This window comes from Streptomyces sp. NPDC050546 (assembly GCF_044457425.1).
In the GTDB taxonomy this organism is placed as follows: domain Bacteria; phylum Actinomycetota; class Actinomycetes; order Streptomycetales; family Streptomycetaceae; genus Streptomyces.
Genome location: NZ_JBITGX010000009.1, coordinates 420858 through 446534, shown reverse-complemented (window position 1 = coordinate 446534; position 25677 = coordinate 420858). Strand labels below are relative to the sequence as shown.

Below are 25677 nucleotides of genomic sequence, written 5' to 3'. Positions count from 1 at the left end.
GTGCGGTGCAGTCCTAGACAGCTCCACCACACCGGAGGTCTTCGCCATGATCAAGCCCGGCCAGCGTTAACAACGCTCGTGATCAATACACCTAGGGCCTGCCGCGGGAGCGCGGGCGGGCCCGGGCCGGGAGATGATCGGGGCATGGACGTCACCCTTCACCTCGCCCAGGACCCCGAGGCCGACGCGCTGCTCGGCCGCAGTCCGCTCGCCGCACTGGTCGGGATGCTGCTGGACCAGCAAGTCCCGATGGAGTGGGCGTTCAAGGGTCCTGCGACGATGGCCCAGCGGCTCGGCACGGACGACCTGGACGCGCACGAGATCGCCGCACACGAACCCGAGGCCTTCGCCGCGCTGCTCTCGCAGAAGCCGGCGGTGCACCGCTACCCGGGCTCCATGGCCAAACGGATCCAGCAGCTGTGCCAGTACCTCGTCGAGCACTACGACGGTGACGCCGAGGCCGTCTGGAAGGACGTCGGCACCGGCAGGGAACTGCTGAAGCGGCTGGCCGACCTGCCGGGCTTCGGCAAGCAGAAGGCCCAGATCTTCCTGGCCCTGCTCGGCAAGCAGCTCGGCGTGCAGCCGACCGGATGGCGGGAGGCCGCGGGCTCCTACGGCGAACCGGAGTCCTTCCGCTCGGTCGCCGACATCACCGGCCCCGAGTCGCTCGTCAAGGTCCGGGCGCACAAGCAGGAGATGAAGGCGGCCGCCAAGGCGGCGAAGGCCGCCGGCCGGTAACAGCCCGCCGGCACGCGGGCGTCAGCCTCCTGGCCCGTCCCGGGTGGCGGGCCCCTCCGGCCCGGTCCGAGCATGGACCATGCCCCACGGTCACACCCCACCCGCGACGGGGAACGACCTGCCGTGACCCCCGCACCGCGGCAGGTCCCCCGCGTCACCCGCCTGAGCGCGTGGCCGCGGGTGCTCGTCCTGCTGCTCGCCCTGCTCGTGCCGGGCGCGCACGCCGAGGCGCACACGGGGCCGACGGCCGCCGTCTCCGGGGAGAGCACCGCCGTCGAGTGCGACGTCCTCGACACAGCCCTGCGCCCGTCGGCCCGGGCCGCCCGGCGCACCGCCGTACCGCTGCGCCCCGCCCCGCTCCCGGCCCCCGGGCCCGCCCGCACCGCCCCGCGCCCCGCGCCCGTACCGCCGGGCCCGCCGCCCGCCCCTCGCCCCCCGCGGTCCGAGGTCCTGCGCTGCTGACCGGACCGGACACCGGTCCCTCAGCCCCGCACGGAACAGGAACCACGAGGAACGACGAGGAACAGCCATGCTTCAAGACCCGTACGCCGTCCTGCGCGCCCTGCTGCGCGCGGAGGCCGCCCGCAGCGCTCCCAAGCCCCCTTCCGAGCCGGACACACGGAAGCCGCAGCAGCCCCCGAAGGAACGGGAACGCGGCTGAACCACCCGAGCGGCGGAGGCGGTCAGAGAAGAACTAGCGCCTCCGCCGCCCCGAACGCCGAGCCGTCCCGAACAGCGACCGGGTGATCTCCCGCCCGATCTGCGTCCCCACGGACCGGGCCAGGGACTTGAACACCCCGCTGCCGACCACCTGCTCCACGGCGGACGGCCGTTCCTCCTCCACGGGGGCGGTGGCCTCCCGCATCTCGTCCGGCCCCTTCGCCCCGCGGCCGCCCCGCCCGCCCGTCAGCCGCTCGTACGCCGACTCCCGGTCCACCGCCCGGGCGTACCGCTCGTACAGCGGCGACTCCCGCACCGCCCGTTCCAGGGCCTCCTCGCCGACCGGACCCATCAGGGACTCGGGCGCGCGCAGCCGGGTCGCGGCGACGGGCGTCGGGGCGCCCTTCTCGCTCAGCACGGTCACCACCGCCTCGCCCGTCCCCAGGCCGGTCAGCACCTCTTCGAGGTCGTAGGGGGACTTCGGGAAGGTCTTCACCGTGGCGTTCAGGGCCTTCTGGTCGTCGGGGGTGAAGGCGCGCAACGCATGCTGGACGCGGTTGCCGAGCTGGGCGAGGACATCGGCGGGTACGTCCTTCGGGGTCTGCGTCACGAAGAAGACGCCGACCCCTTTCGAGCGAATCAGGCGCACGGTCTGCGTGATCGACTCCAGGAACGCCTCGGAGGCGTCGTCGAAGAGCAGATGCGCCTCGTCGAGGAAGAACACCAGCCGGGGCTTGTCGGCGTCGCCGAGCTCGGGCAGATCGTGGAAGAGGTCGGCGAGCAGCCACATCAGGAACGTCGAGAACAGCTGCGGCCGGTCCTGTACGGCGCTCAGCTCCAGGACGGAGACGATGCCGCGTCCGTCCTCACCCGTCCGGAGCAACTCGGCCGTGTCGAACTCCGGCTCCCCGAAGAAGCCGGACGCGCCCTGCGCCTCGAAGGCCGTCAGGGACCGCAGGATCACCCCGGCCGTGGCGGCGGACAGACCGCCGATCGTCTTCAGCTCCTGGCGGCCCTCGTCCGAGGTCAGGAAGGTCACGACCGCCCTGAGGTCCTTGAGGTCGATCAGCTCCAGGCCCTTGCCGTCGGCGTAGTGGAAGATCAGGGCGAGGGACTGCTCCTGGGTCCGGTTCAGCCGCAGCACCTTGGACAGCAGCAGCGGTCCGAAGCCGGTGACCGTGGCCCGGACGGGGATACCGCGCCCGATGCCGCCGAGGGCGTAGTACTCGGCCGGGAAACCCGTCGCCGTCCAGCGCTGGTGGACATCCTTGGCCCGGCCCTCCACCCGGGCGTCCGGGCGGCCCGGCGCCGCGATCCCGGAGAGGTCGCCCTTGATGTCGGCGAGGAAGACGGGCACACCCTGCGCGGACAGCTGCTCCGCGATCAGCTGGAGCGTCTTGGTCTTGCCGGTTCCGGTGGCGCCCGCGACCAGGCCGTGGCGGTTGAGCATCGCCAGCGGCACCCGGATCTGCGCGTCCGGCAGGCACCGCCCGTCCCACAGCAGGGCGCCCAGCTGCAGGGCGGGGCCGGAGAAGGCGTAGCCGGAGGCGATCTTCAAGGCCTCCTGCGGGAGGGCGGCGGCACGCTCCGACACTTCCGGAGCCGGGGCCGACGGCATGGTCTCGCGGTCCGGCATATTCACGCCCCTGTTCCCGGTTCGTACCGCCTTGTGGGGTTTTTTTCAGCGTCGCACTACGGCGCCATGGCTGCGCCCGGAACGTCTGGCCCGGTAGGCTTTCCGTGTGATCTTCAAGCGCATCGGAAACGGCCGGCCGTACCCCGACCACGGCCGGGAAAGCACCCGGCAGTGGGCGGACGTCGCGCCGCGCCCGGTCCGCCTCGATCAGCTCGTGACGACCAAGGGGCAGCTGGACCTGGAAACCCTCCTCGCCGAGGACTCGACGTTCTACGGCGACCTCTTCGCGCACGTCGTGAAGTGGCAGGGCGATCTGTACCTGGAGGACGGCCTGCACCGCGCGGTGCGGGCGGCGCTCCAGCAGCGCCAGGTGCTGCACGCGCGCGTGCTCGAGCTCGACTGATCCCTCGCCGGTAAACCGGTAGAAGGGCCGCCTTTCGGGTTCGTCTGGTCCGTCTGGGCGATGTCGAATGATCATCTAGTAGGCATCGTCGCCCAGGCGCACTACGCTGCGCTCATGAGCATGCTGACTCCCCCCGGCATGGGCGGCAAGTACCGCATCACGGGCAACAAGTACCCCCGGATGCGCGGGCCCCGGCGGCGCGGCAGGCTCGTCGTCGCGGTCGTCGCCTCCGTCACCGTCCTCGGCGTGGGCGGCTGGGGCACCCTGCAGCTCATCGATGTCTTCACCGGCGGCGGCAGAAAGGCTTCGGCAGCCGGCGACGGCACGGACTGCGCCCCCAGGACCAAGGCGAGCGCCTCGCCCGCCGCCAAGGCGCTGCCCGAGCCGCGCACGATCACGGTCAACGTCTTCAACGCCACCACCCGCGGCGGTCTGGCGAAGAAGACCGCCGACGAGCTGAAGAAGCGCGGCTTCAAGATCGGCGACGTGGGCAACGCGACCAAGCAGTACGACAAGAAGGTCAAGGGCACCGGCGTGCTGCTCGGGCCCGCCGCCGCGCTCGACACCTCGCTGCCCGTGCTCGGCACGCAGCTGCCGGACGCCGAACGGCGTACCGAGGCGGCGCGCAAGGGTGCCGCCGTCGACCTCGTCATCGGCGACGGCTTCAAGGCACTGGCGAAGCAGCCCGACGCCGACTGGGCCCTGACCAAGCTGGCCAGGCCCGAGCCGGCGGCGACACCGAAGAAGGGCTGCTGAGGGGCCGCCGAGAGCGGGTCTGGGGGCCGGGGGCTTTGGTAGGGGGGCGGCCCTTGATCTGAAGGCTTGGGCCGGGCCGGTCCTTGGTCCGGTGCCTTGTTCCGGCGGCCTGCTCCGGGGACTTGGTCCCGGGGGCTTACTCAGGGGCCTTGGGCCGGGGCCGGTCCTTGGTCCGGCGGCCTACTCCGGGGGCTTGGTCACGGGGCTTGGTCCCCGGGATTACTCCGGGGGCTGACTCCGGGGCCTTGGTCCGGCGGCCTACTCCCGGGCCTTGGGCCCGGGGATTACTCCGCCGCGCCGTACATCCGGTCGCCCGCGTCGCCGAGGCCCGGAACGATGTAGCCGTGCTCGTTCAGGCGCTCGTCGACCGAGGCGGTCACGACCGTCACCGGGGTGCCGGCCAGCTCGCGCTCCATGATCTCGACGCCCTCCGGGGCGGCCAGCAGCACCACGGCGGTCACGTCGTCGGCGCCGCGCTTGATCAGCTCCTGGATCGCCGCGACCAGCGTGCCGCCGGTGGCGAGCATCGGGTCCAGCACGTACACCTGACGTCCCGACAGGTCCTCCGGCATCCGCGTCGCGTACGTGGAGGCCTCGAGCGTCTCCTCGTTGCGGATCATGCCGAGGAAGCCCACCTCGGCGGTCGGCAGCAGCCGGACCATGCCGTCCAGCATGCCGAGCCCGGCGCGCAGGATCGGCACCACCAGGGGGCGCGGGTGGGAGAGCTTGACGCCCGTGGTCGTGGCCACCGGCGTCCGGATGTCGACCTGCTCCGTGCGCACGTCGCGCGTGGCCTCGTAGGCGAGCAGGGTGACCAGCTCGTCGGCGAGACGGCGGAAGGTCGCGGAGTCAGTGCGCTGGTCGCGCAGCGTGGTGAGCTTGTGGGCGACCAGTGGGTGGTCGACGACGTGGAGACGCATGTCCACAACAGTAGCCGGGCCGGGTGACACCGCTCGCACGGCAAGCCCGCGGGAGGTCTGTCACCCGTTTCGCCGGCGTCAATCGCCCGTCCGGGGGAAGGCGGGAAGGACGAACTGGGGGTGATGAGCCAGATGCCCGACCGGGATTTCCGAGAAGATCTGTCGCCGCGCGCATGGCCCGGGGCGGACCCGGCGGCCGACCGGACGGACGAGCCGGACGTGTCGTCCGCCGAGCGCCGCCGACGCCGCGCCCGCTTCCTGCGCGACCTCGCCGAGGCCCGCGAACTGCGCGACCGGGTCCAGCCGCGCCGCGCCAAGACAGCCCGCCTGCGACACGCCATGCGCATGCGCACGTTCCGCTGGTGAGACCGCCCCACACCGGACACGCCGTCCACCGGTAGGGGCCACTCAGGTTCCGCCGGTGGGACCCGGATGCTCCGCTGCCGGAACCACGCGCGTTCCGCCGGTAGGAAACGGGTGAGGAAACCGTCGGAGAAGATCACGAACCGCGCGGGCGTTGTCGCGATGACCGTGCGTGGAGTGGGGGAAAGCCGCGTACGATCCGCTGGTGGCGGCAACGGGCGTGCGATCAAAAGTGCCGGACACAGGGTGCCGAAGACGTCCCCTGAACGCCTTGTTTCTGCCACGATTCCGAGTGGGCGGGGCTCGGACGAGCACTCCCCGCCCTCAACCTCCGCCGGGGGGACCCCCAACCGGCACGCCTCTGACCAGTGGGAGAGTCACGGTGTACTTCGCCGCACTGCTCGCGCGCACCGAAGACGGGTGGAAAGCGAGCGACACAGAGCTCGACGATGTGGAAACCCTGTCGGATCTGGCCGACCTGGCCCGTGAATCCTCCCCCGACGAGGACACGGTGCTCGTGCTCATCGAGCAGGAGGACGCCTGGTTCGGCGTCGTCCGCGTGGACGGCGAGGACGACCCTCGTATCTACGTCTCGGACGCCGCCGCCGCTGCCCGCAGCAGCTACGGCGAGATCCTGCTCACCGACGAACTGCTCGGCCGGGATCCCGACAACGGGGACGACCTGGACGCCCTCGACCTCGACGGCACCGAGGACGGTGAACCCGCCGAGGACGAAGCCGATGCCGACGACGGCGACGGGCCCGCCGGCTCCGCCGACGCCGTCCCGCACGGCCCGGTCGGCGACGCCCAGATCCTCGACGACCTGGGCGTCGGCGAGAAGGAGCTGCGCCTGATGTCGACGGAGGCCGTCACCGAGATCGCCGAGTCCCTGGGCGCCTCGGAGACGCTGGAGACCGTCCGCTGACCGGTCCCGTCGCCCCAGGACCGCCGGATCCGGTACGTGACCCCTGGCACCCCGCGATGCGACTCGCCCTGGACGAGGCCGCCGAGGCCGTCCGGGGCGGGGACGTCCCCGTCGGCGCCGTCGTACTGGCCCCGGACGGCACGACCGTGCTCGCGGCCGGGCACAACGAACGCGAGGCCGGCGGCGACCCCACAGCCCACGCGGAGATCCTCGCCATCCGCCGGGCCGCGGCCGGGCTGGGCGGGTGGCGGCTCGCCGGCTGCACCCTCGTGGTGACGCTGGAGCCCTGCACGATGTGCGCGGGCGCCATCCAGCAGTCCCGCGTCGACCGTCTCGTCTACGGCGCCCGCGACGAGAAGGCCGGCGCGGCCGGTTCCCTCTGGGACCTGGTCCGCGACCGGCGGCTCAACCACCGGCCCGAGGTGATCGAGGGCGTGCTCGCCGGGGAGTGCGCGCGGCTGCTGAGCGACTTCTTCCGGAACCGCTGAATACTGATTTCGGAGCACGCCGGACCTTGCTGTAAGGTCTCCCTCGGTAGCGTGTCCGAGCGGCCGAAGGAGCTCGCCTCGAAAGCGAGTGTGGCGCAAGTCACCGAGGGTTCAAATCCCTCCGCTACCGCTTGAGAAGGGCCCCGTCGCAAGACGGGGCCCTTCGTGCGATCTGCCCCTTCGTGTCCTCGGACCTTCGTGCGATCATGTGCGCTGCATGGGACACCAGGGACAGGGGAGGCCGCGATGGCGGTGAACGCGAAGAAGGTCGCCGTCTACGTCGTCGTGGTCTTCGTGGCGTACGTGATCATCACGGATCCGGAGAAGGCCGCCGACTACGTCCAGGTAGGGTTCCAGGGCATATCGGACGCCGCCAAGGCCCTCGGCGACTTCGCCACGTGGGTCGCCGACGGAGGAAAGTGATGATTCGCCACCTGGTCCTCTTCAAGCTCCACGAGGGCGTCGAGCGCGACGACCCGCGCGTCGTGAAGGGCGTCGAGGCCTTCCGCGCACTGGAGGGCACGGTCTCCGAGATCCGTTTCTGGGAGCTCGGCTGGAACATCAGCGACCGTCCCATCGCCCATGACTTCGCCATCAACTCGGCCTTCGACGACGCGGACGCGCTGCGCCGGTACGTGGAGCATCCCGACCACCAGGCGGGTGTCGCGCTGTGGCGCGAGTTCGCCACGTGGGTGATCGCCGACTACGAGTTCTGAGGCCCTCGGCCCCCGGCACATCGAGCCCCCCGTCGTTCCGACGGGGGGTTCTTCCGTGGTGTGTGCCGATCGCTGAGGTATTTCATCCCTCAACACGTAGTTATGGGGTGCTTGCACACAGTGGACATGTCTTGTGATGCTATGACCGCTTTTGATGGAAGAGTTGACTGATGGGTTGACGGATGACGAGGTGGAGTTGACCGTGCTGGCCAGTACTGCGCCTCAGGCACCCTCCTCGGAACCCTCCACGGAAGCGACTCCCCAGCGGAGCCGTGGCGCCGACACCCGCGCCCTCACCCAGGTCCTCTTCGCCCAGCTCAAGGATCTCCAGCCGGGCACGCCGGAGCACGACCGGGTGCGCGGGGCGCTCATCGAGGCCAACCTCCCGCTCGTGCGCTATGCGGCCGCCCGTTTCCGCTCCCGCAACGAGCCGATGGAGGACGTCGTCCAGGTCGGCACGATCGGGCTCATCAACGCCATCGACCGCTTCGACCCGGACCGGGGCGTGCAGTTCCCGACGTTCGCGATGCCGACGGTCGTCGGCGAGATCAAGCGGTACTTCCGCGACAACGTCCGTACGGTCCATGTGCCGCGCCGGCTGCACGAGCTGTGGGTGCAGGTCAACAGCGCGACGGAGGACCTGACCACCTCCTTCGGGCGCACGCCGACGACCTCGGAGATCGCCGAGCGGCTGCGCATCACCGAGGACGAGGTGCTGTCCTGCATCGAGGCCGGGCGGTCGTACCACGCGACCTCACTGGAGGCCGCGCAGGAGGGCGACGGGCTGCCGGGGCTGCTGGACCGGCTCGGCTACGAGGACCCCGCGCTGGACGGCGTGGAGCACCGGGATCTCGTACGGCATCTGCTCGTACAGCTGCCCGAGCGGGAGCAGCGGATTCTGCTGCTGCGGTACTACAGCAATCTCACGCAGTCTCAGATCAGCGCGGAGCTCGGAGTTTCGCAGATGCATGTCTCGCGGCTACTCGCGCGTAGCTTCCAGCGGTTGCGGTCTGCGAACCGGATCGAGGCGTAACCGCAAACAGGAGCGAGAGGTCACCTGGGCGAGGGAATCGCTGATCAGGGCGTTCCCGGCGGTTCCGGGCCGACAGGCCGTCAGACCCCTTGTTTGCAGGGCGGATTCGCGTCTCAGATGTCGACATGTCACTACAGCGTGTTGCCGACATGTGACATTCTGCGGGAAGCGCGTTTGCCGGGGCTTCGGCGCCGGTATTCAGGTGAAGGCTGCGTTCCTCAGACGGGAGCGTTCGCCGCGACCGTCCCGCGACCCAAAGGGGGTGGCATGTCCGCAGAACAGGGCAGCTCGAAGGTGCTCACGCTCGCGGAGAGCGAGACAGCTCCCCATGCTCTCGACTCACTCGGCCCCATCGATGATGCTCCGGCCGTCCTGGCGGCCGAGCCCGCCCCGGTGATTCCGACCGCGGGCGCCATCGACACCCGCACCCTGTCCCGCTCCCTGTTCCTGCGGCTGGCCGCGCTCGACGAGGACAGCCCCGAGCGTGCGTACGTCCGTGACACGCTGATCGAGCTCAATCTGCCGCTGGTGCGGTACGCCGCGGCACGGTTCCGGTCGCGGAACGAGCCGATGGAGGACATCGTCCAGGTCGGCACGATCGGGCTGATCAAGGCGATCGACCGGTTCGACTGCGAACGCGGGGTGGAGTTCCCGACGTTCGCGATGCCGACGGTGGTCGGGGAGATCAAGCGCTTCTTCCGGGACACGTCGTGGTCGGTGCGGGTGCCGCGCCGGCTGCAGGAGTTGCGCCTGGCCCTGACCAAGGCGAGCGACGAGCTCTCCCAGAAGCTCGACCGGTCTCCCACGGTCACCGAACTCGCGGCCGTGCTGGGCGTGTCCGAGGAGGACGTGGTCGACGGCCTCGCCGTGGGCAACGCGTACACGGCGTCCTCACTGGACTCCCCGGCGCCCGAGGACGACGGCGGCGAGGGGTCGCTGGCGGACCGGCTGGGGTACGAGGACACCGCGCTGGAGGGCGTGGAGTACCGGGAGTCCCTGAAGCCGCTGCTGGCCAAGCTGCCGCCTCGTGAGCGGCGGATCATCATGCTTCGCTTCTTCGCGAACATGACGCAGTCGCAGATCGGCGAGGAGGTCGGCATCTCGCAGATGCACGTCTCCCGGCTGCTGACGCGGACGCTGGCTCAGCTGCGGGAAGGGCTGATCTCGGACTGACCGGGGGTTGTGGCGCGGTCGCCTGCTCGCCGGTGGCGGGTCGGGGCCGCGCCGGGGGGTGTCCGTCCTCGGATCGGCGCGATGGACTTGCGAACCGGCTCACTGTTCGTTGACGCGCCAACCGCTGCGGGCGGACACCCCCCGACACGTCCCCTTGCGTACGTCGGCGGGTGCGGACACGTCGTGCCCTAGCCGCGGGCATGCGCACCGCCCTAGCTGCGGGCATGCGTGCCGCTAGGGGCGGCACGGGTGGGCGGTGGGGGTCCCCCCGCTCGAGCGAAGCCGAGAGTGGGGGAGGCACCCCGCCGCGCCGGGCTGCGCACCCACCCGGCCTCAGCGGAAACGCCGGGTGCTCAGTGACTTACGCCAGCGCCAGCCAAGCCACCGCCGCGACGATCGCTACGGCGACGACTACACCGAGGATGAGGCCGACACGCGGCCCGCCGCCGGCGCCCGTCGCCGCGGCCTGCCGCCCCTGCGGCGCCTCGTCGACGAACGCGCGGAACATCTGGGTGTTGCCGGCAGGGTCGTGATTGCCCTGGGGGGCCTGGTTGTTAGCCATGGCCCGAGACCCTAGCGAAAACGCCCGGACTCCCCAAGTGGGGGTTCGCCTTCCGTTTGCACCTGACTGACCCCGTACCGCCAGGCTCGCCACCAGCACATTTACTGACGCAATACTTGCCTTTGCCAAGTTTTGATGCCGCATTCACCTCCTTTATTTGCCTTCAGCAACCAACGGCTCCTATGGTTGCCCTAAGCAACGAAAGCGGGAGGTGTCATGGCCGAGAGGGCGCAGTACGAAGAGCTGGTCCGCCAGTTCAGTGCCTTCGGCGCCGTGAAGCGGGAGCTCGGCCGGATCATGCCGGCCGAATGCCCCGGCGGGTCGGCAGCCGTTCTGACCCTGCTGGGCCGCCACGGCGACATGCGCATGAGCAAGCTCGCCGAGCTGCTCGCGGTGGACATGTCGGTCACCAGCCGCCATGTCGCGCACGTCGTGGACCGGGGCTGGATCGAACGCTCCCCCGACCCCGCGGACAAACGCTCACGCATCCTGCGCCTCACACCCGCGGGCCACGCACAGCTCGACGAGCTGTCCCGGCGGACCACCGAGGTGCTGGAAGAGCGCCTGAGCGACTGGCCCGACGAGGACGTCCGCCGGCTCACGCAGCTGATGGCACGGCTGCGGGAGAGCTTCGACTGCCGGCCCGCGCCCCGGGCGGCACCACCCGCTGTCGAACAGACCACCCGTACACCCGCAAGCACGTAAGAAAAGGAAGCCCATGGCAACGACCACACCAGCCGGTGTGCGGGCTCATGCCAAGCACGGGGGAGGCTCGCACAGCTCCGCCGGCGACGGCACTCCGATGACGCACCGGCAGATCATGGAGGCCCTCACCGGCCTTCTGCTCGGCATGTTCGTCGCGATCCTGTCGTCGACGATCGTCTCCAACGCCCTGCCCCGGATCATCGGCGACCTCGGTGGCGGCCAGAGCGCCTACACCTGGGTCGTGACCGCGTCCCTGCTGACGATGACGGCGTCCACGCCGCTGTGGGGCAAGCTCGCCGACCTGTTCTCCAAGAAGCTGCTGATCCAGCTCGCCCTGGTCATATTCGTGCTGGGGTCGGCCGCGGCGGGCATGTCGCAGAACCCCGGCATGCTGATCACGTTCCGCGCGGTCCAGGGCATCGGCATGGGCGGTCTCTCCGCGCTGGCCCAGATCATCATGGCGGCGATGATCTCGCCCCGTGAGCGCGGCCGCTACAACGGCTACCTGGGTGCCGTCTTCGCGACGGCCATGGTCGGCGGCCCGCTGGTCGGCGGTGTCATCACCGACACCGACTGGCTCGGCTGGCGCTGGTGCTTCTACGTCGGCGTGCCCTTCGCCGTGATCGCCCTGATCGTGCTGCAGAAGACCCTGCACCTGCCCGTGGTGAAGCGGAAGGTCAAGGTCGACTGGGCCGGCGCCTTCTTCATCAGCGCGGCCGTCTGCCTGCTGCTGGTCTGGGTGACCTTCGCCGGTGACAAGTACGACTGGCTGTCCTGGCAGACGTACGCGATGGTCGGCGGTTCGGTCGTGCTGCTGGCGGTGTTCGTGCTCGTCGAGGCGAAGGCCAGTGAGCCGATCATTCCGCTGCGGCTGTTCCGCAACCGGACCATCACGCTGGCCTCCGTCGCCTCACTGTTCGTCGGTGTCGCGATGTTCTCGGGGACCGTGTTCTTCAGCCAGTACTTCCAGCTGGCGCGGGACAAGTCGCCGACGATGTCCGGGGTCATGACCATTCCGATGATCGCCGGCCTGTTCGTCTCCTCCACCGTCTCCGGCCAGGTCATCACCCGGACCGGGCGCTGGAAGGGGTGGCTGGTCGCCGGTGGTGTGCTGGTGACGGCGGGCCTCGGCCTGCTGAGCACGATCCGGTACGACACCGAGTACTGGCACATCGCGGCCTTCATGGCGCTGCTGGGCCTCGGCATCGGCATGATGATGCAGAACCTGGTGCTCTGCACGCAGAACCAGGTGGAGCCGGGCGACCTGGGCGCCGCCAGCTCCACGGTGACCTTCTTCCGGTCCCTGGGCGGTGCCGTCGGCGTCTCGGCGCTGGGCGCGGTCCTGGGCAACAAGATCACCGACTATGTCAAGGACGGCCTCGCCGACCTCGGTGCGAAGGGCGCGGCCTTCGGTCACGCCGGCACGGGCGGGGGCGGCATCCCCGACCTCGACGCGATGCCCGCGCCGCTGCGCACCGTCGTGGAGAGCGCCTACGGGCACGGTGTCGCGGACGTGTTCCTCTACTCGGCCCCGTTGGCGCTGCTCGCCCTGCTGGTGTCGCTGTTCATCAAGGAGGTCCCGTTGAAGACGAAGGGTGGGCTGGCGCAGGCCGCCGAGCCGGAGACGGCCGCGGAGACTCCCGCCGCGGCGGCCGTCGAGGCTCCCGCCGCCGCTGAGAAGGCCGTGCCGAGCTGGGCCGTGGCGGAGAGCGAGGCCGTCGACGGCACCGGGACCGAGGGCACGCAGCGGCTTGCCGCCGTCGCCACGGCGGTCCGGGCGGAGGAGGCCTCCGGCGGTACTCCCGGCGTCCCCGTTCACGGGTTTGTCCGCGGCGCCGAGTCCGCGCCCGTGCCGCAGGCCGCCGTCACGCTGATCTCGCTGGCCGGGCGTCAGCTGGGCCGGTCCGTGGCGCAGGCCGACGGCTCGTACGCGGTGGACGCCCCGGGCTCCGGGTCGTATGTGCTGATCGCCTCCGCCGACGGCTTCCAGCCGCAGGCGTCCACGGTCGTGGTGAACGGCGAGCCGGTCGCGTACGACATCCTGCTCAGCGGCACCAGCGGGCTGACCGGTCTGGTACGGGCCGCCGAGAACGGGCTGCCGGTGAAGGACGCGATGGTCATCGTGACCGATGTGCGTGGCGATCTGCTGGCCAACGGGACCACCGGTGAGCAGGGCGAGTTCTCCTTCGCCGAGCTGGTGCCGGGGGCGGTGACCGTCGCGGTGAACGCCGCCGGGTACCGGCCGCGGGCCCTGCCCGTCGAGGTGGCCGGCACCGGGGTCACCCGGGTCGAGCTGGACCTGGACTCGGGCGCTCGCGTCCAGGGCGTCGTGCGGGCTCCGCACGGGCCGCTGGCCGATGCCCGGGTGACGCTGGTCGACCAGGCGGGCAATGTCGTCGGCTCGGCCACGACCGGCACGGACGGGGCGTACGCCTTCACCGACCTGGACGGTGGCGAGTACACCGTCATCGCCACGGGCTACCCGCCGGTGGCCACCGCCCTGACGGTCACGGGCGCCGGCGCGGACGGCCACGACATCGAACTCGCCCACCCCGGCGAGTAGTACGGACCCCGGCCCGTGGCGGGTGGGGCGCGCTCTGAGCGGAGGTGCGCCCCCTGTCGCGGGCCGGTTTCTTTCTGAGGAGCAGCTGAGATGGGACTGACCGCGAGGATCCGTACCCGGGACGGTTGGGCCGTGTCGCACGCGGTCGTCACGGTGGCGGACATGAGGGGCGCGCAGGTGCTGCGGGCCGAGGCCGACGCGGAAGGCGCCGTGCGGGACGCGACGCCGCTGGAGGCGGGGGCCTACACCGTCATCGTCACGGCGGTGGGCTATGCGCCCGCGGCCTCCAGTGTGATCGTGACCGCGAGCGGCCGGGCCGAGGTCGGCTCGGTGACGCTGGCGCGGCAGGGCGGCACCGAACTGCCGCCGCCCGGCCCGTGGACCGTCGACCCGGTGCACTCCAGTGTGGCCGCCGTGGCGCAGCACCTGGGCATCTCCAGCGTGCACGGCCGGTTCACGGAGTTCTCAGGGGCGATCGAGATCGCCCCTGACGACGTCACCAAGTCCCGTGTGGAGGCGGTGATCCGGGCCGCGTCCGTCGACACCGGCAACGGCATGCGCGACGGGCACCTGAAGTCGCCGGACTTTCTCGACGTCGAGCGGTTCCCCGAGATCACCTACCGGTCGACCGGGCTGACGGCGGCCGGGTCCGACCGGTGGACCGTGCACGGGGAGCTGGGCATGCACGGTGTCGTACGGCCGGTCGACCTGGACCTCGCCTACCTCGGCACCGGCCCGGACCCGTGGGGCGGCACCCGCGCGGCGTTCCGCGCCACGACCGAACTGCACCGCGAGGACTTCGCGATGAACTACAACCAGGTCCTGCAGGCGGGCATCGCCGCCATCGGTACGACGCTCAAGGTGGAGCTGGACATCCAGGCCGTGCAGGGGGAGTCACTTCCGGCGGCCTGAGGCCGGGTCCGACGGCCGGGACACTCTGGCCACCAACTGGTCGCACAGGTCGCGGAGCTTGACGTTACGGTCCTGCGAGATCCGGCGCAGCCGCTCCAGCGCGATGCGCGCGTCGATCCGTTCCCGGGCCATGAGGATGCCGATCGCCTGGTCGATGACGCTGCGGGAGAGCAGCGCGGTGCGCACGTCGGCCGCGGACTGGCGCCGGCGTTCGATCCGCAGCGCCACGTCGATCGCGTCCCCGGCCCGTGCCGCGAACGCACGGGCCGCCTCCCGGCCCGCCGCGAGCGCCCCGGGGCGCTCGCCGTAGAAGTTGAGCGCAGCGCCCGTCTCGCCGTCGAGGTCGATGGGCACGGCCAGCACACACTCGACGCCCACGGACAGCGCGTACCGCGTGTACGCCGGCCAGCGGGACTCCGTCGACAGCTCGGGGGCGTACTGCTCGGCGCCTGTCTCGGCGGCCTCGACGCACGGTCCCGAGCCGTTCTCGTACTGGCGCAGGTCCAGGCCGCTGGGCAGGCCGTCACTGCCGGCCAGCGTGAGCAGCCGCCCGGCACGGCGCACGGTGATACTGCACGCGGTGGCGCCGGGCACCTCTCGCACCGCACGGTCGGTCAGATCGTGCAGCAGGGTGTCGAGACCACTGCTGCGCACCATCGCCTGGTCCAGCGTGTCGGACGTCTCGGAACTCATGACCGTACGTGTATCCCGTCGCCGCCCGCGCACGCCCCCCGACCTGACCGGCTCGCGTCAGGTGGTGTTGTGGGTGCCGACGATGCGGCGGGCGAGATCGCGCAGTTTCACGTTCTCCCGCTGGGAGGCCCGCACCAGGCTCTCGAAGGCCGCGGCCGCGTCGATGCCCTGACGCTCCATGAGGATGCCGGTGGCCTGGCCGATCAGGTCCCGGGTGTGCATGGCCTCGGTGAGCTGCTCACGCTCGGTCGCGGAGTCCAGGGCGATGCTGACGTGCGCGGTGAACAGCCGGCCGATCCGTGTCGCGTCCTCGTCGAAGACGCCCGGCTTGCGCGCGTAGGCCGTGAGCACGGTCAGCCGGCGGCGGTCGGCGCGCAGCCGCAGCGACAGTGCCGAGCGCAGCCCGAGGGCCGACAGCACGTCCCAGCCGTCGTCCGCGTCGCTGTCCCCTATCCGCGCCACCGGGCTGCTCCACAACCGCTCCCAGTGCCCGTGCTGTTCGCGGCCGGTGTGCCGGGCCTCGGCGGAGCGCACGACCTCGTCGGTCCAGGCGAGCGTGCGGAGCTGGCTGCCGCGCTCGAGCACGGAGATGCCGGCGTGCTCCGCCCCGGGCATGAGGTGCACGGCCAGCCGGACGGCCGTGCGCAGGGTGCTGTGGGGAGTGAGCGTCTCGTGCAGCTGCTGAGACGCCACCGTCAGGGCATCGGCCAGCTCGAAGCCAACCGGAAAACGGGGCAAATCAGGAAAGTCGGACGCAGCCACCACGAACCTCTTCGGCATGCACGGCCATGGCCGTGCGCAGGAGAGCTCCGCAGCACATTCCCGACTGCGAGCACAGGACGGACAGCACTCTAGCTGCTCGGTTGCGTCCAGGTGACGTCCGGCCGACGGCCGCGACAGGCGCTTCCGCAGCCGCACCCCGGCGTGGTGGAATGGGCCCAAGGGTCAGGAAGCGGCCTTACCGGAATCCGGACGAACGTCTGCCAGGTGAGTGCTGTGACTTTCATCCCGAATCCCACCGAACCGCGGGACCTGCCCGGCCGTGTCTGCCTCACCATGCCCGCGGAGATCGACTTCTGCAACGCCGCCGAGCTGCTGCCGCTCATCATGTCAGCGGCCCGGGACCGTGGTGACCGGCTGGAGCTGCTCGTCCTCGACCTCTCCTGCACATCCTTCATGGACTCCCAGGGCGTCCGCCTCATCAACGACATCCGCCACCGGCTGCGCCCCGAGGCCCGGGTGCGCCTGGTGGCCCGGCCCGACGGCGTCACGAGCAGCGTCCTGGAGCTGACCGGACTGCGCCGGGACGTCCCCGTGTACGACAACCTCGCAGAGGCCATGGCGTCGTAGGCTGCCGCCCATGGCACCGAACATCGCGACGAACACCCGTGTCTCCCTCGACGAGTTGCTCGACTTCGTACGACCCCGGCACCACGCGATCCTGCTGACCCGGCGGTCCGACGAAGGCCCCCAGGGCTCGCCGCTGACCTGCGGCGTCGACGACTCGGGCCGGATCGTGGTCTCCACGTACCCGGAGCGGGCCAAGACCCGCAACGCCAAGCGGGACCCGCGCGTCAGCCTGATCGTCCTGAGCGACGACTGGAACGGCCCGTGGGTACAGATCGACGGCACCGCCGAGGTCGTCGACGCCCCCGACTCCATCGAACCGCTCGTGGAGTACTACCGGAACATCGCCGGTGAGCACCCCGACTGGGACGAGTACCGCGCGGCCATGGCCAAGCAGGGCAAGTCGATCATCCGGATCACACCGGAGCGGTGGGGGCCGGTGGCCACCGGCGGGTTCCCGGCGCGGCTGGTCGAGGGGAAGTAACCCCGGGGGCGGCTCAGGCTCGGGCGACGATCGTCTCGATGCCGGCGACCAGCAGTTCCAGCGCGAACTCGAAGTCCCGCTCCAGCATCTCCGCCACCGTGTCGCCGCCGCGGGCCGCCATCATCTCCTGGGAGTCCCGGATGAGGTCGGCGGCCTGCGGGGACTCGGTCGCCGTGCTCATGGCGTCCTGGAAGTACTCGTCCAGGGTCATGCCCGCGGCTGCGGCCCGGGTGGAGAGATGGCCCTCAAGCGTTCCGTACCCGTAGACGAACTGGAAGACCGCCGAGATGGCGCTCGTCAGCCGGTTCGCGGGCAGCCCGGCTCTGCGGACCACGCGCTGCACGGCCCTCGAGTACGCCAGGTTGTGGGGACCGATGTTGAGATAGGTGCCGACCAGCTGCGACACCCAGGGGTGCCGCACCAGCAGGCCGCGGTACTCCCGGGCCAGCGCCCGCACCTGCTCGCGCCAGTCCTCGTCGGCTTCCTCATCGGGCAGCCGCATCTCGCCCATGGCCGCGTCCAGGGCGAGTTCGAGAAGGTCGTCCTTGGTGTCGACGTACCAGTAGACGGACATCGCGGTGACGTTCAGCTCGCCGGCCAGCCGCCGCATCGAGAACTTGGCCAGCCCCTCGGCGTCCAGCAGCCGTGCCGTGACCTCGATGATCCGGTCCCTGTCCAGCCCCGACGGCTGCCCGCCACCCCGCCGCCGGTGCGCCTTGCCGTCCAGCCACACACTGCTCCGGGCGGCTTTGTCGGCTGCCTTCGCCATGGCGCACCTTCCTCGTTCTTCTTGCTGCCGCCCATGCTAGACGCGCCTCCTGGGGCGCGGGCGGTGTCGATCTGCGGCTCCGCCGCGTGGGCGCGACCAGCCACAACGGGTCCCGCAGCCGCCCGATTGCCCAGCCGCCCGAGCTCCTACGCGGACTCTGCCCGCTCGGCCCGCCGCAACAACGCCGCCGCGACCAAACCACCCAGCAGAACTGCAACCGCCCCCACCAACTGACTGCTCTCCAGGCCGGAGGCGAACGCGTCGGAGATCCGCGCCTTCTCCTCCGCCGAGTCCGCCGCCGCCAGCGCCGCGGGCAACGACGCCGCGGACACGGCGACCAGGGACGCGAACCGCGAGTTGAGCACCGCGCCCAGCACGGCGACTCCCAACCCGTTGCCGAACTCCGCGAGCGTCCCGTTGATCCCCGCTCCCACTCCCGCCTTCTCGGGCGGAATCGCGCTCATGATCGCGTTGGCCATGGCCGGCATGGACAGCGCCACGCCCGCGCCCATGACGATCAGACCGAGCAGCATCCCGCCGTACCCGTGCCCGCCGAGCAGCGCGATCGCCGCCAGCCCCGCGGACACCAGGGTCATACCGAGCGCGATTGCCGCCGGCGTCCCGGCCTTGAGCACGAACTTCGCTCCCATCCCGGTGAAGTTGAGCGCGACGACGGTCAGCGCCAGCGGCGCCGTCCGCAGCCCGGCGTCCAGCGGCTCGTAGCCGAGGACGAACTGGAGGTGCTGCGTGAGCAGGAACAGCGACCCCGTCATGCCGAACGCCACGAGGATCGTGCCCGCGACCGCGCCCACGAACTTCTGGTTGCGGAAGAAGTGCATGTCGAGCATGGGGTTGTCGATGCGCAGCTCCCACATGACGAACAGGCCGAGTACGGCCAGGCCGAGCAGCGCGGAGACCAGCACCTGGCCGGATGTCCAGCCGTGCTCGGGTCCCGTGATGATCGCGTACACGCACGACGTCATGCCGATGGTCGACAGCACCGCGCCGACCAGGTCGGGCCGGTCGCCCGCCGTGTGCTTGGACTCGGGGACGAGCGCGGCGACCGCGATCAGGCCGATCAGGGCGACCGGGATGTTGATCAGGAAGATCGCGCCCCACGAGAAGTGGTTCAGCATGACACCGCCGATCAGCGGCCCGGCCGCGAACCCGAGCGAACTGACCGTCGACCACAGCGCGATGGCCTTCACCCGCTCCTCGTCGTCGAAGATCTGCACGACGACGGCGAGGATCGTGGTCATCAGCAGCGCGCCGCCGACGCCCATGCCCGCACGGGCCGCGATGAGCTGCCCCGGGCTCTGGGAGAGCCCGGCCGCCAGCGAGCCCACGCCGAATATCGTCAGGCCCGCCATCAGCAGCAGCTTGCGGCCGTAGCGGTCGGCGGCGTTGCCCGCGGTGAGCAGCAGGCCGGACTGGACCAGCGCGTACGCGTTCATCATCCACTGGATGTCGGCGGTCGTCGCGTCCAGCTCGCGGGTGAGCGAGGGGATCGCCACGTTCAGGATCGTGTTGTCGAGCAGCACGGTGAGCTGCGCGAGGCAGATGACACCGAGGATCAGCCAGCGTTGGGGGTGGCCGCCGGAAGCCGTCTGTGGGGCCTGTTCCTGGGGGGCCTGTTCCTGTGGGGACGTCGTCATGCTGTACACCGTAGAACAGTTCCCATACGGCGTACAACAGAGATACGGGGAGGGGCGGTGGCACTCGGCCACCGCCCCTCGCCCTACAGGTCCGTACTCGGGTGACGGTCAGCCGCTCGCCTTCTGTGTGAGGTCGTAGAAGGTGGACGAGCCGACCGTGACCTTCTTGAAGGTGGACTCGACCCAGGAGGTGATCTGGGAGGACGTGCCGTCGCTGCTGCCGCCCATGCCGCCGCCGCTGCCCGAGCTGATGAAGTAGTGGATCTTTCCGTCCGCCACGTACTGCTTGAACTGGGCCAGCGTCGGGGACGGGTCCGTGCCGTTGAAGCCGCCGATGGCCATCACCGGGTCGCCGGTGGACAGCTGGTAACTCGCGGCGTTCTGGGCGCCGATGGCCGCCGCGGCCCAGGTGTAGTCATCCGCGTTCTTCTCCAGCAGTTCCTTGGCTTCGGAGCTGACGCTGGCGCCGTTGAGCAGACCGCCCATGCCGCCACCGCCCATGCCACCGCCGTCGCCGGTCCGGCCGCCGGGGCCGCCCTGCTGCTGGTTCTGGCCCTGGTTCTGGCCCTGGGTGTTGCCGTTGCCGTTCTGCCGGCCCTGCCCGCCGGGCATGCCGCCGCCGGGGAAGCCGTTGCCGTTCTGCTGGTTCTGGCCGCCCTGCTGGTTGTTCTGGCCCTGCTGGTTGTTCTGGCCGGGCATGCCGCCACCGCCGGGGCCACCGCCCATGCCGCCACCGCCGCCCGGTCCACCGCGGCCGCCGGCGACCGTCGGGCCCGCCGTGACGATCGAGCCGGAGTGTCCCTCGTTCAGCGTGGTGAGGGTGTACGCCGCCGGACCGGCCAGCGCGGCGACGAGGCCGAGCCCCGCGGCTGCCAGGGCCAGCCGGCGGCCCAGCCGTCCGGCGAAGACCAGGCCGAGGGCCGAGGTCAGACCACCGACCAGGACGAGCCACTTCAGCCACGGCAGGTAGTCGGAGGAGCGGTTGAGCAGGACGTATCCCCAGGCCGCGGTGGCCGTCATCGCGGCCGCCAGGGTCAGCGACGCCCACGCCCTGTCGCGCTTCTCCCAGAGCAGCGCCGCGCCCATGCCGATCAGCGGGGCGATGTAGGGGGCGAGGGCCACCGTGTAGTACTCGTGGAAGATGCCCTGCATATAGCTGAAGACCACCATGGTGATCAGCAGCGAGCCGCCCCAGACCAGGAACGCACCGCGGGTCGCGGAGGTCCGGCGGGCCTTGCGCGTGGCCACCAGGCCCGCGACGAGCAGGATCAGCGCGGCCGGGATCAGCCAGGAGATCTGGCCGCCGATGGAGGAGCTGAACATCCGGTCCCAGCCGGTCTCGCCCCAGGCGCCGCCGCCGTTGCCGCCCCCGCCGCCGCCACCGACGCTGCCGGTCTCGTCGCCGTTGAGGCGGCCCAGACCGTTGTAGCCGAAGGTCAGTTCAAGGAAGCTGTTGTTCTGCGAGCCGCCGATGTACGGGCGGGACGACGCGGGCCACAGCTCGACGATCGCGACCCACCAGCCGCCGGAGACGACGATCGCGACCAGGGCCGCGGCGAGCTGGCCGATCCGCTTCCTCACCGTCACCGGCGCGCAGACGCCGTAGACGAGAGCGAGCGGCGGCAGGATCAGGAAGGCCTGGAGGGTCTTGGCGAGGAAGGCGAAGCCGATCGCGGCACCGGCCCACAGCAGCCACTTCGTACGGCCGTCCTCCAGCGCCCGGATCACCAGGTAGCAGGCGGCAGCCATCAGCAGCGCCAGCATCGCGTCCGGGTTGTTGAAGCGGAACATCAGCGCCGCGACGGGGGTGAGCGCGAGCACCGCGCCCGCGATCAGACCGGCCGCGGGGCTGAACCGGCGGCGTACCGCCGCGTACACGACCGCGACCGTGCCGACGCCCATGAGGACCTCGGGGACGAGGATCGCCCAGGAGCTGAGGCCGAAGAGCCGCACCGACAGGGCCATCGGCCACAGCGCGGCCGGGGGCTTGTCGACGGTGATGGCGTTGGCCGCGTCGAGCGAGCCGAAGAAGAACGCCTTCCAGGACTGGCTGCCTGCCTGCACGGCCGCCGAGTAGAAGGAGTTGGCGTAGCCGGAGGCGCTGAGGTTGTAGAGGTAGAGCGCGGTGGTCACCAGGAGCAGGCCGAGGAAGGCCGGGCGGGCCCAGCGGGGGTCCTCGGGACGGCCGTGCCACAGGCGTCGCACGAAGGGCCGCCTGGGATCACCGGGGGCCGGTTCGGTGGGCGCGGGTGCCGGGAGGCGGGTCCAGGTGTCGGGACCCGTGTCTCTGCCGGCGGTCTGCTGGTCGTAGTGGATCGTCATCGGGAGTCCCTCGGGTCGGTGTCGTTCGGGTGCACCGGCTGGAGCCGCATGGTGGCGTCGCTCCCCCACTGGGCGGTGTCGTGCGGGTACCGGGGGGTGCGCTGGGGGAGCGGCCCGTACGAGTCGTGGCGCGCTGTGGAGAAGGTCGGCGAGGACAGGTGGTGGACCGGGGTGTGCGAGGCGGCCACCGCCGGGTCGCCGTCGCGGCGGTCCGGGAACACCCACGCCCGGAAGAGCAGGAAGCGCAGCACGGTCGCCGCGAGGTTGGCGGCGATGAGCACCGCCAGTTCGGTGGAGTGCGCGGGCTCGGACGTGGCCGCGTTGAGCGCGGCGAGCGAGCCGCTGGTCAGGGCGAGTCCGATGCCGAAGACGACCAGGCCCTGCGCCTGGTGCCGTACGGCCCCGCCACGCCCGCGCACCCCGAAGGTGAGCCGCCGGTTGGCCGCCGTGTTGGCGACCGCCGAGACCAGCAGGGCGAGCGCGTTGGCGAACTGGGACCCGGTGAAGACGCGGAAGCCGCTGTAGAGCAGCAGGTAGAAAAGGGTGGACAGGGCGCCGACCACACAGAACCCGACGAGCTGGCGGGCAAGACCCTTCGGTACGTCCTTGATCTCGCGGTCGCGCGGGTCGTCGCCGAACGGCCGGGCGATCCGGTCCAGCGGCAGCGATCCGGTGGCCAGGGCCCTGCCGATGCGCCACACGCCCTTGAGGTCGTCGGTCGCGGTCCTGACGATGTGCACGGTCGAGTCGGGGTCGTCGACCCAGTCGACCGGCACCTCGTGGATACGGAGCCCGGCGCGCTCGGCGAGCACCAGCATCTCGGTGTCGAAGAACCAGCCGGTGTCCTCGACGAGCGGCAGCAGCACCTGCGCCACGTCCCGGCGGATCGCCTTGAACCCGCACTGGGCGTCCGAGAAGCGGGCCTGGAGCGAGCCGCGCAGGATGAGGTTGTACGCCCGGCTGATGAACTCCCGCTTGGGGCCGCGCACCACGCGCGAGCTACGGGCGAGCCGGGAGCCGATCGCAAGGTCCGAGTGACCGGAGATCAGCGGCGCCACCAGCGGGAGCAGGGCGTTGAGGTCGGTGGACAGGTCCACGTCCATGTACGCCAGCACCGGGGCGTCGGAGGCCGACCAGACGGCCCGCAGCGCCCGGCCGCGGCCCTTCTGCTCCAGCCGGGAGAGGGTGACCTCGGGAAGCTCCGCCGCCAGCCGCGCCGCCACCTGCGGGGTGGTGTCCGTGGAGGCGTTGTCCGCGACCGTGATGCGGAACGCGTACGGGAACGTCCTGACGAGGTGCTCATGGAGTCTGCGGACGCACGGCTGGAGGTCCTTCTCCTCGTTGTAGACGGGGATCACTACGTCCAGGACAGGCGTACCGGCTGGCGCGGCCGGGAGGTGCTCCCGCGCCGGCAGGGTGCCGGGAGAAGAATCGGTTCGCATGGAACCGACTTTCGTCAGGCGCCCTGTTGTACCGATGTGGTGACGCTGTGGCTTGCCTGTGAGTGCTGTTGCCAGCTCATTTCCGGCTGCGGCTGGGCCGGGAGCGCGGGCAGGTGCACCGTGAAGACGGTCCGCCCGGGCACGCTGTCGACGGTCACGGCACCGCCGTGCGCGGTCGCCACGGCCTGCACGATGGCGAGGCCGAGACCGGTCGATCCGGTGCTGCGGGAACGCGCGGAGTCGCCGCGCGCGAACCGTTCGAAGACATGCGGGAGCAACTCGGCCGGAATGCCCTGCCCGTTGTCCTCCACGTCCACGCACAGCCAGGGCCCGCGCCGCTGCACCCGCGCGGTGACGGTCGTACCGGGCGGTGTGTGATTGCGGGCGTTGCCGAGCAGGTTGACGAGGACCTGTTGCAGCCGGGCCGCGTCCGCCGACACGAGCGCGGGCTCGTCGGGCAGGTCGAGACGCCAGTTGTGGTCCTGGCCGGCGGCACGGGCGTCACTGATGGTGTCCACGACGAGCGGTACGAGGTCGGTCTGCTCGAACTGGAGCGGCCGCCCCGCGTCGAGCCGGGCGAGCAGCAGCAGATCCTCGACGAGCAGCGTCATCCGCCCGGCCTCGGACTCGATCCGCCCGAGCGCGTGCCGGGTGTCGGGCCCGACGTCCTCTCTGCCGCGTCTGGTCAGCTCCGCGTACCCGCGAATCGAGGCGAGGGGAGTGCGCAGCTCGTGACTGGCGTCGGCGACGAACTGCCGGACCCGTGTCTCGCTCTGCTGCCGTGCGTGCAGTGCCCCGTGGACGTGGTCGAGCATCCGGTTGAGCGCGGCGCCGACCTGGCCGACCTCGGTGTGCGGGTCGGTCTCGGAGTCGGGGACGCGCTCGCTTAGATTCACCTCGCCGGTGTGCAGGGGGAGTTCGGAGACCCGGGTGGCGGTGGCGGCGACCCGTCGGAGGGGGCGGGTGGCCACGCCGATGAGTACGGAGCCGGCGATGGCGGCGGCGACCAGTCCGGCACCGGTGACGCTCACCTCGACGAGGATGAGGGTGTTGATGGTGGTGGTGACGGATTCGGTGGGCAGGGCTACGTAGTAGCTGCCGCTGCCGTCGACTTCGGTGACGTACTGGACGCGGTACTCGCCGAGGTCGGGGATGTCGATGGTGTACACGCCGTGCGTCTTCGGCACCTCGGCGAGGGCGGCCTTCTGCTCGTCGGTGAGGTCGACGGCCGTGTTCCGCTGGAAGGGGCCGTTCTCCTCGGAGTCCTCGGCGCTAACCGCCTGGGTGACTTCGCCGTCGACGCCGACCTCGGCGGCGATGGTCTTCGGCTCCGCCGGTCCCTCGACGAAGCCCGTGATCCTGTCCTTCGGGTCGAGGTCGTTTCCGCCCCCGGGTTTCATGGGTCCCGACAGCCGCTTGCCGACATCCACGACCTGTCCGTCCAACTGCTCGTACAGATGCGACCTGAGCGCGAGTGTCGTCACGGTCCCGATCACCGCGCACACCACGGCGATCAGCACCACGGACGCGACGACGAGCCGTGTCCGCAGAGTGCGCGGCTTGCCCGCTCGCGCCTGCTTGCCCGCTCTCTGCTGCGGACGCGTCCGTCGTCGCCCGCTCATGACGCCGCGGGCTTGATCAGGTAACCGGCACCTCGCCGGGTGTGGATCATCGGCTCGCGCCCGGCGTCGATCTTCCGACGAAGATACGAGATGTACAGCTCGACGACATTGGCCTGCCCGCCGAAGTCGTACGACCACACGCGGTCCAGGATCTGCGCCTTGCTGAGCACGCGCCGCGGATTGCGCATCAGGAACCGCAGCAGCTCGAACTCGGTCGCGGTCAGGTGGATGTTGTCGCCGGCCCGGGTCACCTCGTGACTGTCCTCGTCGAGGGTGAGGTCGCCGACGACCAGCGTGGAGTCGGAGCGCCGGTCGGCGGCACCGGACCGGCGTATCAGCCCGCGCAGCCGGGCGACGACCTCTTCGAGGCTGAACGGCTTGGTGACGTAGTCGTCGCCCCCGGCCGTCAGCCCGGCGATCCGGTCCTCGACGGCGTCCTTGGCCGTGAGGAAGAGCACCGGCACGTCCGGCAGCTCCCGCCGCAGCCGCCCGAGCACCGCCAGCCCGTCCATGTCGGGCAGCATCATGTCGAGCACGACGGCGTCGGGCCGGAAGTCGCGCGCGGTCTGGACGGCGCCCTGGCCGTCCCCCGCGCTCCGGATCTGCCATCCCTCATAGCGAAGGGCCATGGACAGCAGCTCGGTGATCGACAGCTCGTCGTCCACCACAAGCACGCGGACGGGGCTCCCGTCCGGCCTCAGCAGTTCGGTGCGCCCGTGGGGCGAGGTCGTGGTCATGTGAACACGATGTCGGGGACCTCTGAGAGCACCCTTTCGGGAACCTGTGAATT

28 protein-coding genes and 1 tRNA gene are annotated in these 25677 nt (G+C 70.9%); 18 read left to right on the top strand and 11 right to left on the bottom strand.

All coding sequences use genetic code 11. From position 1 onward, the window contains the following. Positions 1-144: 144 nt before the first annotated feature. From ACIBK5_RS24600 to ACIBK5_RS24590, 3 genes are all read left to right on the top strand, one after another. Positions 145-738, top strand: coding sequence for an HhH-GPD-type base excision DNA repair protein (locus ACIBK5_RS24600; protein WP_399022435.1), 594 nt, complete (start codon positions 145-147; stop codon positions 736-738). Between the two features lie 123 nt (positions 739-861). Further along, the gene (locus ACIBK5_RS24595) at positions 862-1200 is read left to right on the top strand and encodes a hypothetical protein (RefSeq protein WP_399022433.1); all 339 of its coding nucleotides are present in this window, start codon (positions 862-864) and stop codon (positions 1198-1200) included. 67 nt (positions 1201-1267) lie between these two features. Then, a complete protein-coding gene (locus tag ACIBK5_RS24590) occupies positions 1268-1399 on the top strand; it encodes a hypothetical protein (protein WP_399022431.1) in 132 nt (43 codons plus the stop codon). 33 nt (positions 1400-1432) lie between these two features. Here ACIBK5_RS24590 and ACIBK5_RS24585 read toward each other — a convergent pair whose 3' ends face one another. Further along, the gene (locus tag ACIBK5_RS24585) at positions 1433-3034 is read right to left on the bottom strand and encodes a helicase HerA-like domain-containing protein (protein WP_399022470.1); all 1602 of its coding nucleotides are present in this window, start codon (positions 3032-3034) and stop codon (positions 1433-1435) included. Between the two features lie 106 nt (positions 3035-3140). Here ACIBK5_RS24585 and ACIBK5_RS24580 point away from each other — a divergent pair, with 106 nt between their 5' ends. Both ACIBK5_RS24580 and ACIBK5_RS24575 read left to right on the top strand, forming a co-directional pair. After that, positions 3141-3437 carry a type II toxin-antitoxin system VapB family antitoxin gene (locus ACIBK5_RS24580; protein WP_003999914.1) on the top strand — a complete coding sequence of 99 codons (297 nt, stop codon included), beginning with the start codon at positions 3141-3143 and terminating at the stop codon, positions 3435-3437. A 138-nt stretch (positions 3438-3575) separates the two neighbouring features. Next, entirely contained in the window at positions 3576-4193 is a 618-nt protein-coding gene (locus ACIBK5_RS24575) for a LytR C-terminal domain-containing protein (protein WP_399022469.1), read from the top strand. 284 nt (positions 4194-4477) lie between these two features. Here ACIBK5_RS24575 and upp read toward each other — a convergent pair whose 3' ends face one another. Further along, the gene (gene upp, locus ACIBK5_RS24570; protein WP_189727300.1) at positions 4478-5113 is read right to left on the bottom strand and encodes a uracil phosphoribosyltransferase; all 636 of its coding nucleotides are present in this window, start codon (positions 5111-5113) and stop codon (positions 4478-4480) included. A gap of 132 nt (positions 5114-5245) precedes the next feature. Here upp and ACIBK5_RS24565 point away from each other — a divergent pair, with 132 nt between their 5' ends. From ACIBK5_RS24565 to ACIBK5_RS24530, 8 genes are all read left to right on the top strand, one after another. Next, on the top strand, positions 5246-5479 hold the full coding sequence (locus tag ACIBK5_RS24565) for a hypothetical protein (protein ID WP_399022467.1): 234 nt from the start codon (positions 5246-5248) through the stop codon (positions 5477-5479). Between the two features lie 379 nt (positions 5480-5858). Further along, positions 5859-6401: a hypothetical protein gene (locus ACIBK5_RS24560; RefSeq protein WP_399022429.1), complete on the top strand. Its 543-nt coding sequence runs from the start codon at positions 5859-5861 to the stop codon at positions 6399-6401. 56 nt (positions 6402-6457) lie between these two features. Continuing rightward, the gene (gene tadA, locus ACIBK5_RS24555) at positions 6458-6889 is read left to right on the top strand and encodes a tRNA adenosine(34) deaminase TadA (RefSeq protein ID WP_399022427.1); all 432 of its coding nucleotides are present in this window, start codon (positions 6458-6460) and stop codon (positions 6887-6889) included. Between the two features lie 45 nt (positions 6890-6934). Then, positions 6935-7019: transfer RNA gene (locus ACIBK5_RS24550), tRNA-Ser, on the top strand. A gap of 116 nt (positions 7020-7135) precedes the next feature. Beyond that, the gene (locus tag ACIBK5_RS24545; protein ID WP_215120428.1) at positions 7136-7312 is read left to right on the top strand and encodes a hypothetical protein; all 177 of its coding nucleotides are present in this window, start codon (positions 7136-7138) and stop codon (positions 7310-7312) included. Beyond that, positions 7312-7605: a Dabb family protein gene (locus ACIBK5_RS24540; protein ID WP_399022424.1), complete on the top strand. Its 294-nt coding sequence runs from the start codon at positions 7312-7314 to the stop codon at positions 7603-7605. Before ACIBK5_RS24545 ends, ACIBK5_RS24540 begins: the two co-directional genes overlap by 1 nt. Before the next feature lie 154 nt (positions 7606-7759). Continuing rightward, complete coding sequence (locus tag ACIBK5_RS24535) at positions 7760-8638, top strand: RNA polymerase sigma factor SigF (RefSeq protein WP_399022422.1); 879 nt, start codon at positions 7760-7762, stop codon at positions 8636-8638. A 267-nt stretch (positions 8639-8905) separates the two neighbouring features. Continuing rightward, on the top strand, positions 8906-9811 hold the full coding sequence (locus ACIBK5_RS24530; protein ID WP_382492514.1) for an RNA polymerase sigma factor SigF: 906 nt from the start codon (positions 8906-8908) through the stop codon (positions 9809-9811). Between the two features lie 361 nt (positions 9812-10172). Here the strand turns inward: ACIBK5_RS24530 and ACIBK5_RS24525 are convergent, their stop codons facing one another. Continuing rightward, positions 10173-10373: a hypothetical protein gene (locus tag ACIBK5_RS24525; protein ID WP_399022420.1), complete on the bottom strand. Its 201-nt coding sequence runs from the start codon at positions 10371-10373 to the stop codon at positions 10173-10175. 216 nt (positions 10374-10589) lie between these two features. Between ACIBK5_RS24525 and ACIBK5_RS24520 the strand changes: the two genes are divergently transcribed. The 3 genes from ACIBK5_RS24520 to ACIBK5_RS24510 all read left to right on the top strand — a co-directional run bounded on the left by ACIBK5_RS24520 (position 10590) and on the right by ACIBK5_RS24510 (position 14553). Further along, positions 10590-11078, top strand: a complete 489-nt coding sequence (locus ACIBK5_RS24520) for a MarR family winged helix-turn-helix transcriptional regulator (RefSeq protein ID WP_399022418.1) — start codon at positions 10590-10592, stop codon at positions 11076-11078. Between the two features lie 13 nt (positions 11079-11091). Then, positions 11092-13641: an MFS transporter gene (locus ACIBK5_RS24515; RefSeq protein WP_399022416.1), complete on the top strand. Its 2550-nt coding sequence runs from the start codon at positions 11092-11094 to the stop codon at positions 13639-13641. Between the two features lie 90 nt (positions 13642-13731). Then, positions 13732-14553, top strand: coding sequence for a YceI family protein (locus ACIBK5_RS24510; RefSeq protein ID WP_399022414.1), 822 nt, complete (start codon positions 13732-13734; stop codon positions 14551-14553). On the opposite strand, the gene ACIBK5_RS24505 is transcribed toward ACIBK5_RS24510, so the two are convergent. Together ACIBK5_RS24505 and ACIBK5_RS24500 are read right to left on the bottom strand one after the other, a co-directional pair. Then, positions 14536-15246 carry a GAF and ANTAR domain-containing protein gene (locus ACIBK5_RS24505; RefSeq protein WP_399022413.1) on the bottom strand — a complete coding sequence of 237 codons (711 nt, stop codon included), beginning with the start codon at positions 15244-15246 and terminating at the stop codon, positions 14536-14538. The two genes, ACIBK5_RS24510 and ACIBK5_RS24505, sit on opposite strands and share 18 nt — an antisense overlap. Before the next feature lie 57 nt (positions 15247-15303). After that, on the bottom strand, positions 15304-16026 hold the full coding sequence (locus tag ACIBK5_RS24500) for an ANTAR domain-containing protein (RefSeq protein WP_399022411.1): 723 nt from the start codon (positions 16024-16026) through the stop codon (positions 15304-15306). 216 nt (positions 16027-16242) lie between these two features. On the opposite strand from ACIBK5_RS24500, the gene ACIBK5_RS24495 reads away from it, so the two are divergent. Together ACIBK5_RS24495 and ACIBK5_RS24490 are read left to right on the top strand one after the other, a co-directional pair. Beyond that, positions 16243-16596, top strand: a complete 354-nt coding sequence (locus ACIBK5_RS24495) for an STAS domain-containing protein (RefSeq protein ID WP_372498763.1) — start codon at positions 16243-16245, stop codon at positions 16594-16596. Positions 16597-16606: 10 nt separating this feature from the next. Then, positions 16607-17077 carry a PPOX class F420-dependent oxidoreductase gene (locus ACIBK5_RS24490; RefSeq protein ID WP_399022409.1) on the top strand — a complete coding sequence of 157 codons (471 nt, stop codon included), beginning with the start codon at positions 16607-16609 and terminating at the stop codon, positions 17075-17077. Positions 17078-17090: 13 nt separating this feature from the next. Here ACIBK5_RS24490 and ACIBK5_RS24485 read toward each other — a convergent pair whose 3' ends face one another. From ACIBK5_RS24485 to ACIBK5_RS24460, 6 genes are all read right to left on the bottom strand, one after another. Next, positions 17091-17846, bottom strand: coding sequence for a TetR/AcrR family transcriptional regulator (locus tag ACIBK5_RS24485; protein WP_399022407.1), 756 nt, complete (start codon positions 17844-17846; stop codon positions 17091-17093). A 146-nt stretch (positions 17847-17992) separates the two neighbouring features. Further along, the gene (locus ACIBK5_RS24480) at positions 17993-19501 is read right to left on the bottom strand and encodes an MFS transporter (protein ID WP_399022405.1); all 1509 of its coding nucleotides are present in this window, start codon (positions 19499-19501) and stop codon (positions 17993-17995) included. Between the two features lie 108 nt (positions 19502-19609). Then, on the bottom strand, positions 19610-21823 hold the full coding sequence (locus tag ACIBK5_RS24475; protein WP_399022403.1) for an ArnT family glycosyltransferase: 2214 nt from the start codon (positions 21821-21823) through the stop codon (positions 19610-19612). Then, on the bottom strand, positions 21820-23265 hold the full coding sequence (locus ACIBK5_RS24470; protein ID WP_399022402.1) for a glycosyltransferase: 1446 nt from the start codon (positions 23263-23265) through the stop codon (positions 21820-21822). Before ACIBK5_RS24470 ends, ACIBK5_RS24475 begins: the two co-directional genes overlap by 4 nt. A 14-nt stretch (positions 23266-23279) precedes the next feature. Then, a complete protein-coding gene (locus ACIBK5_RS24465) occupies positions 23280-24887 on the bottom strand; it encodes an ATP-binding protein (protein ID WP_399022399.1) in 1608 nt (535 codons plus the stop codon). After that, on the bottom strand, positions 24884-25624 hold the full coding sequence (locus ACIBK5_RS24460) for a response regulator (protein ID WP_391104011.1): 741 nt from the start codon (positions 25622-25624) through the stop codon (positions 24884-24886). Before ACIBK5_RS24460 ends, ACIBK5_RS24465 begins: the two co-directional genes overlap by 4 nt. Positions 25625-25677: the final 53 nt, after the last annotated feature.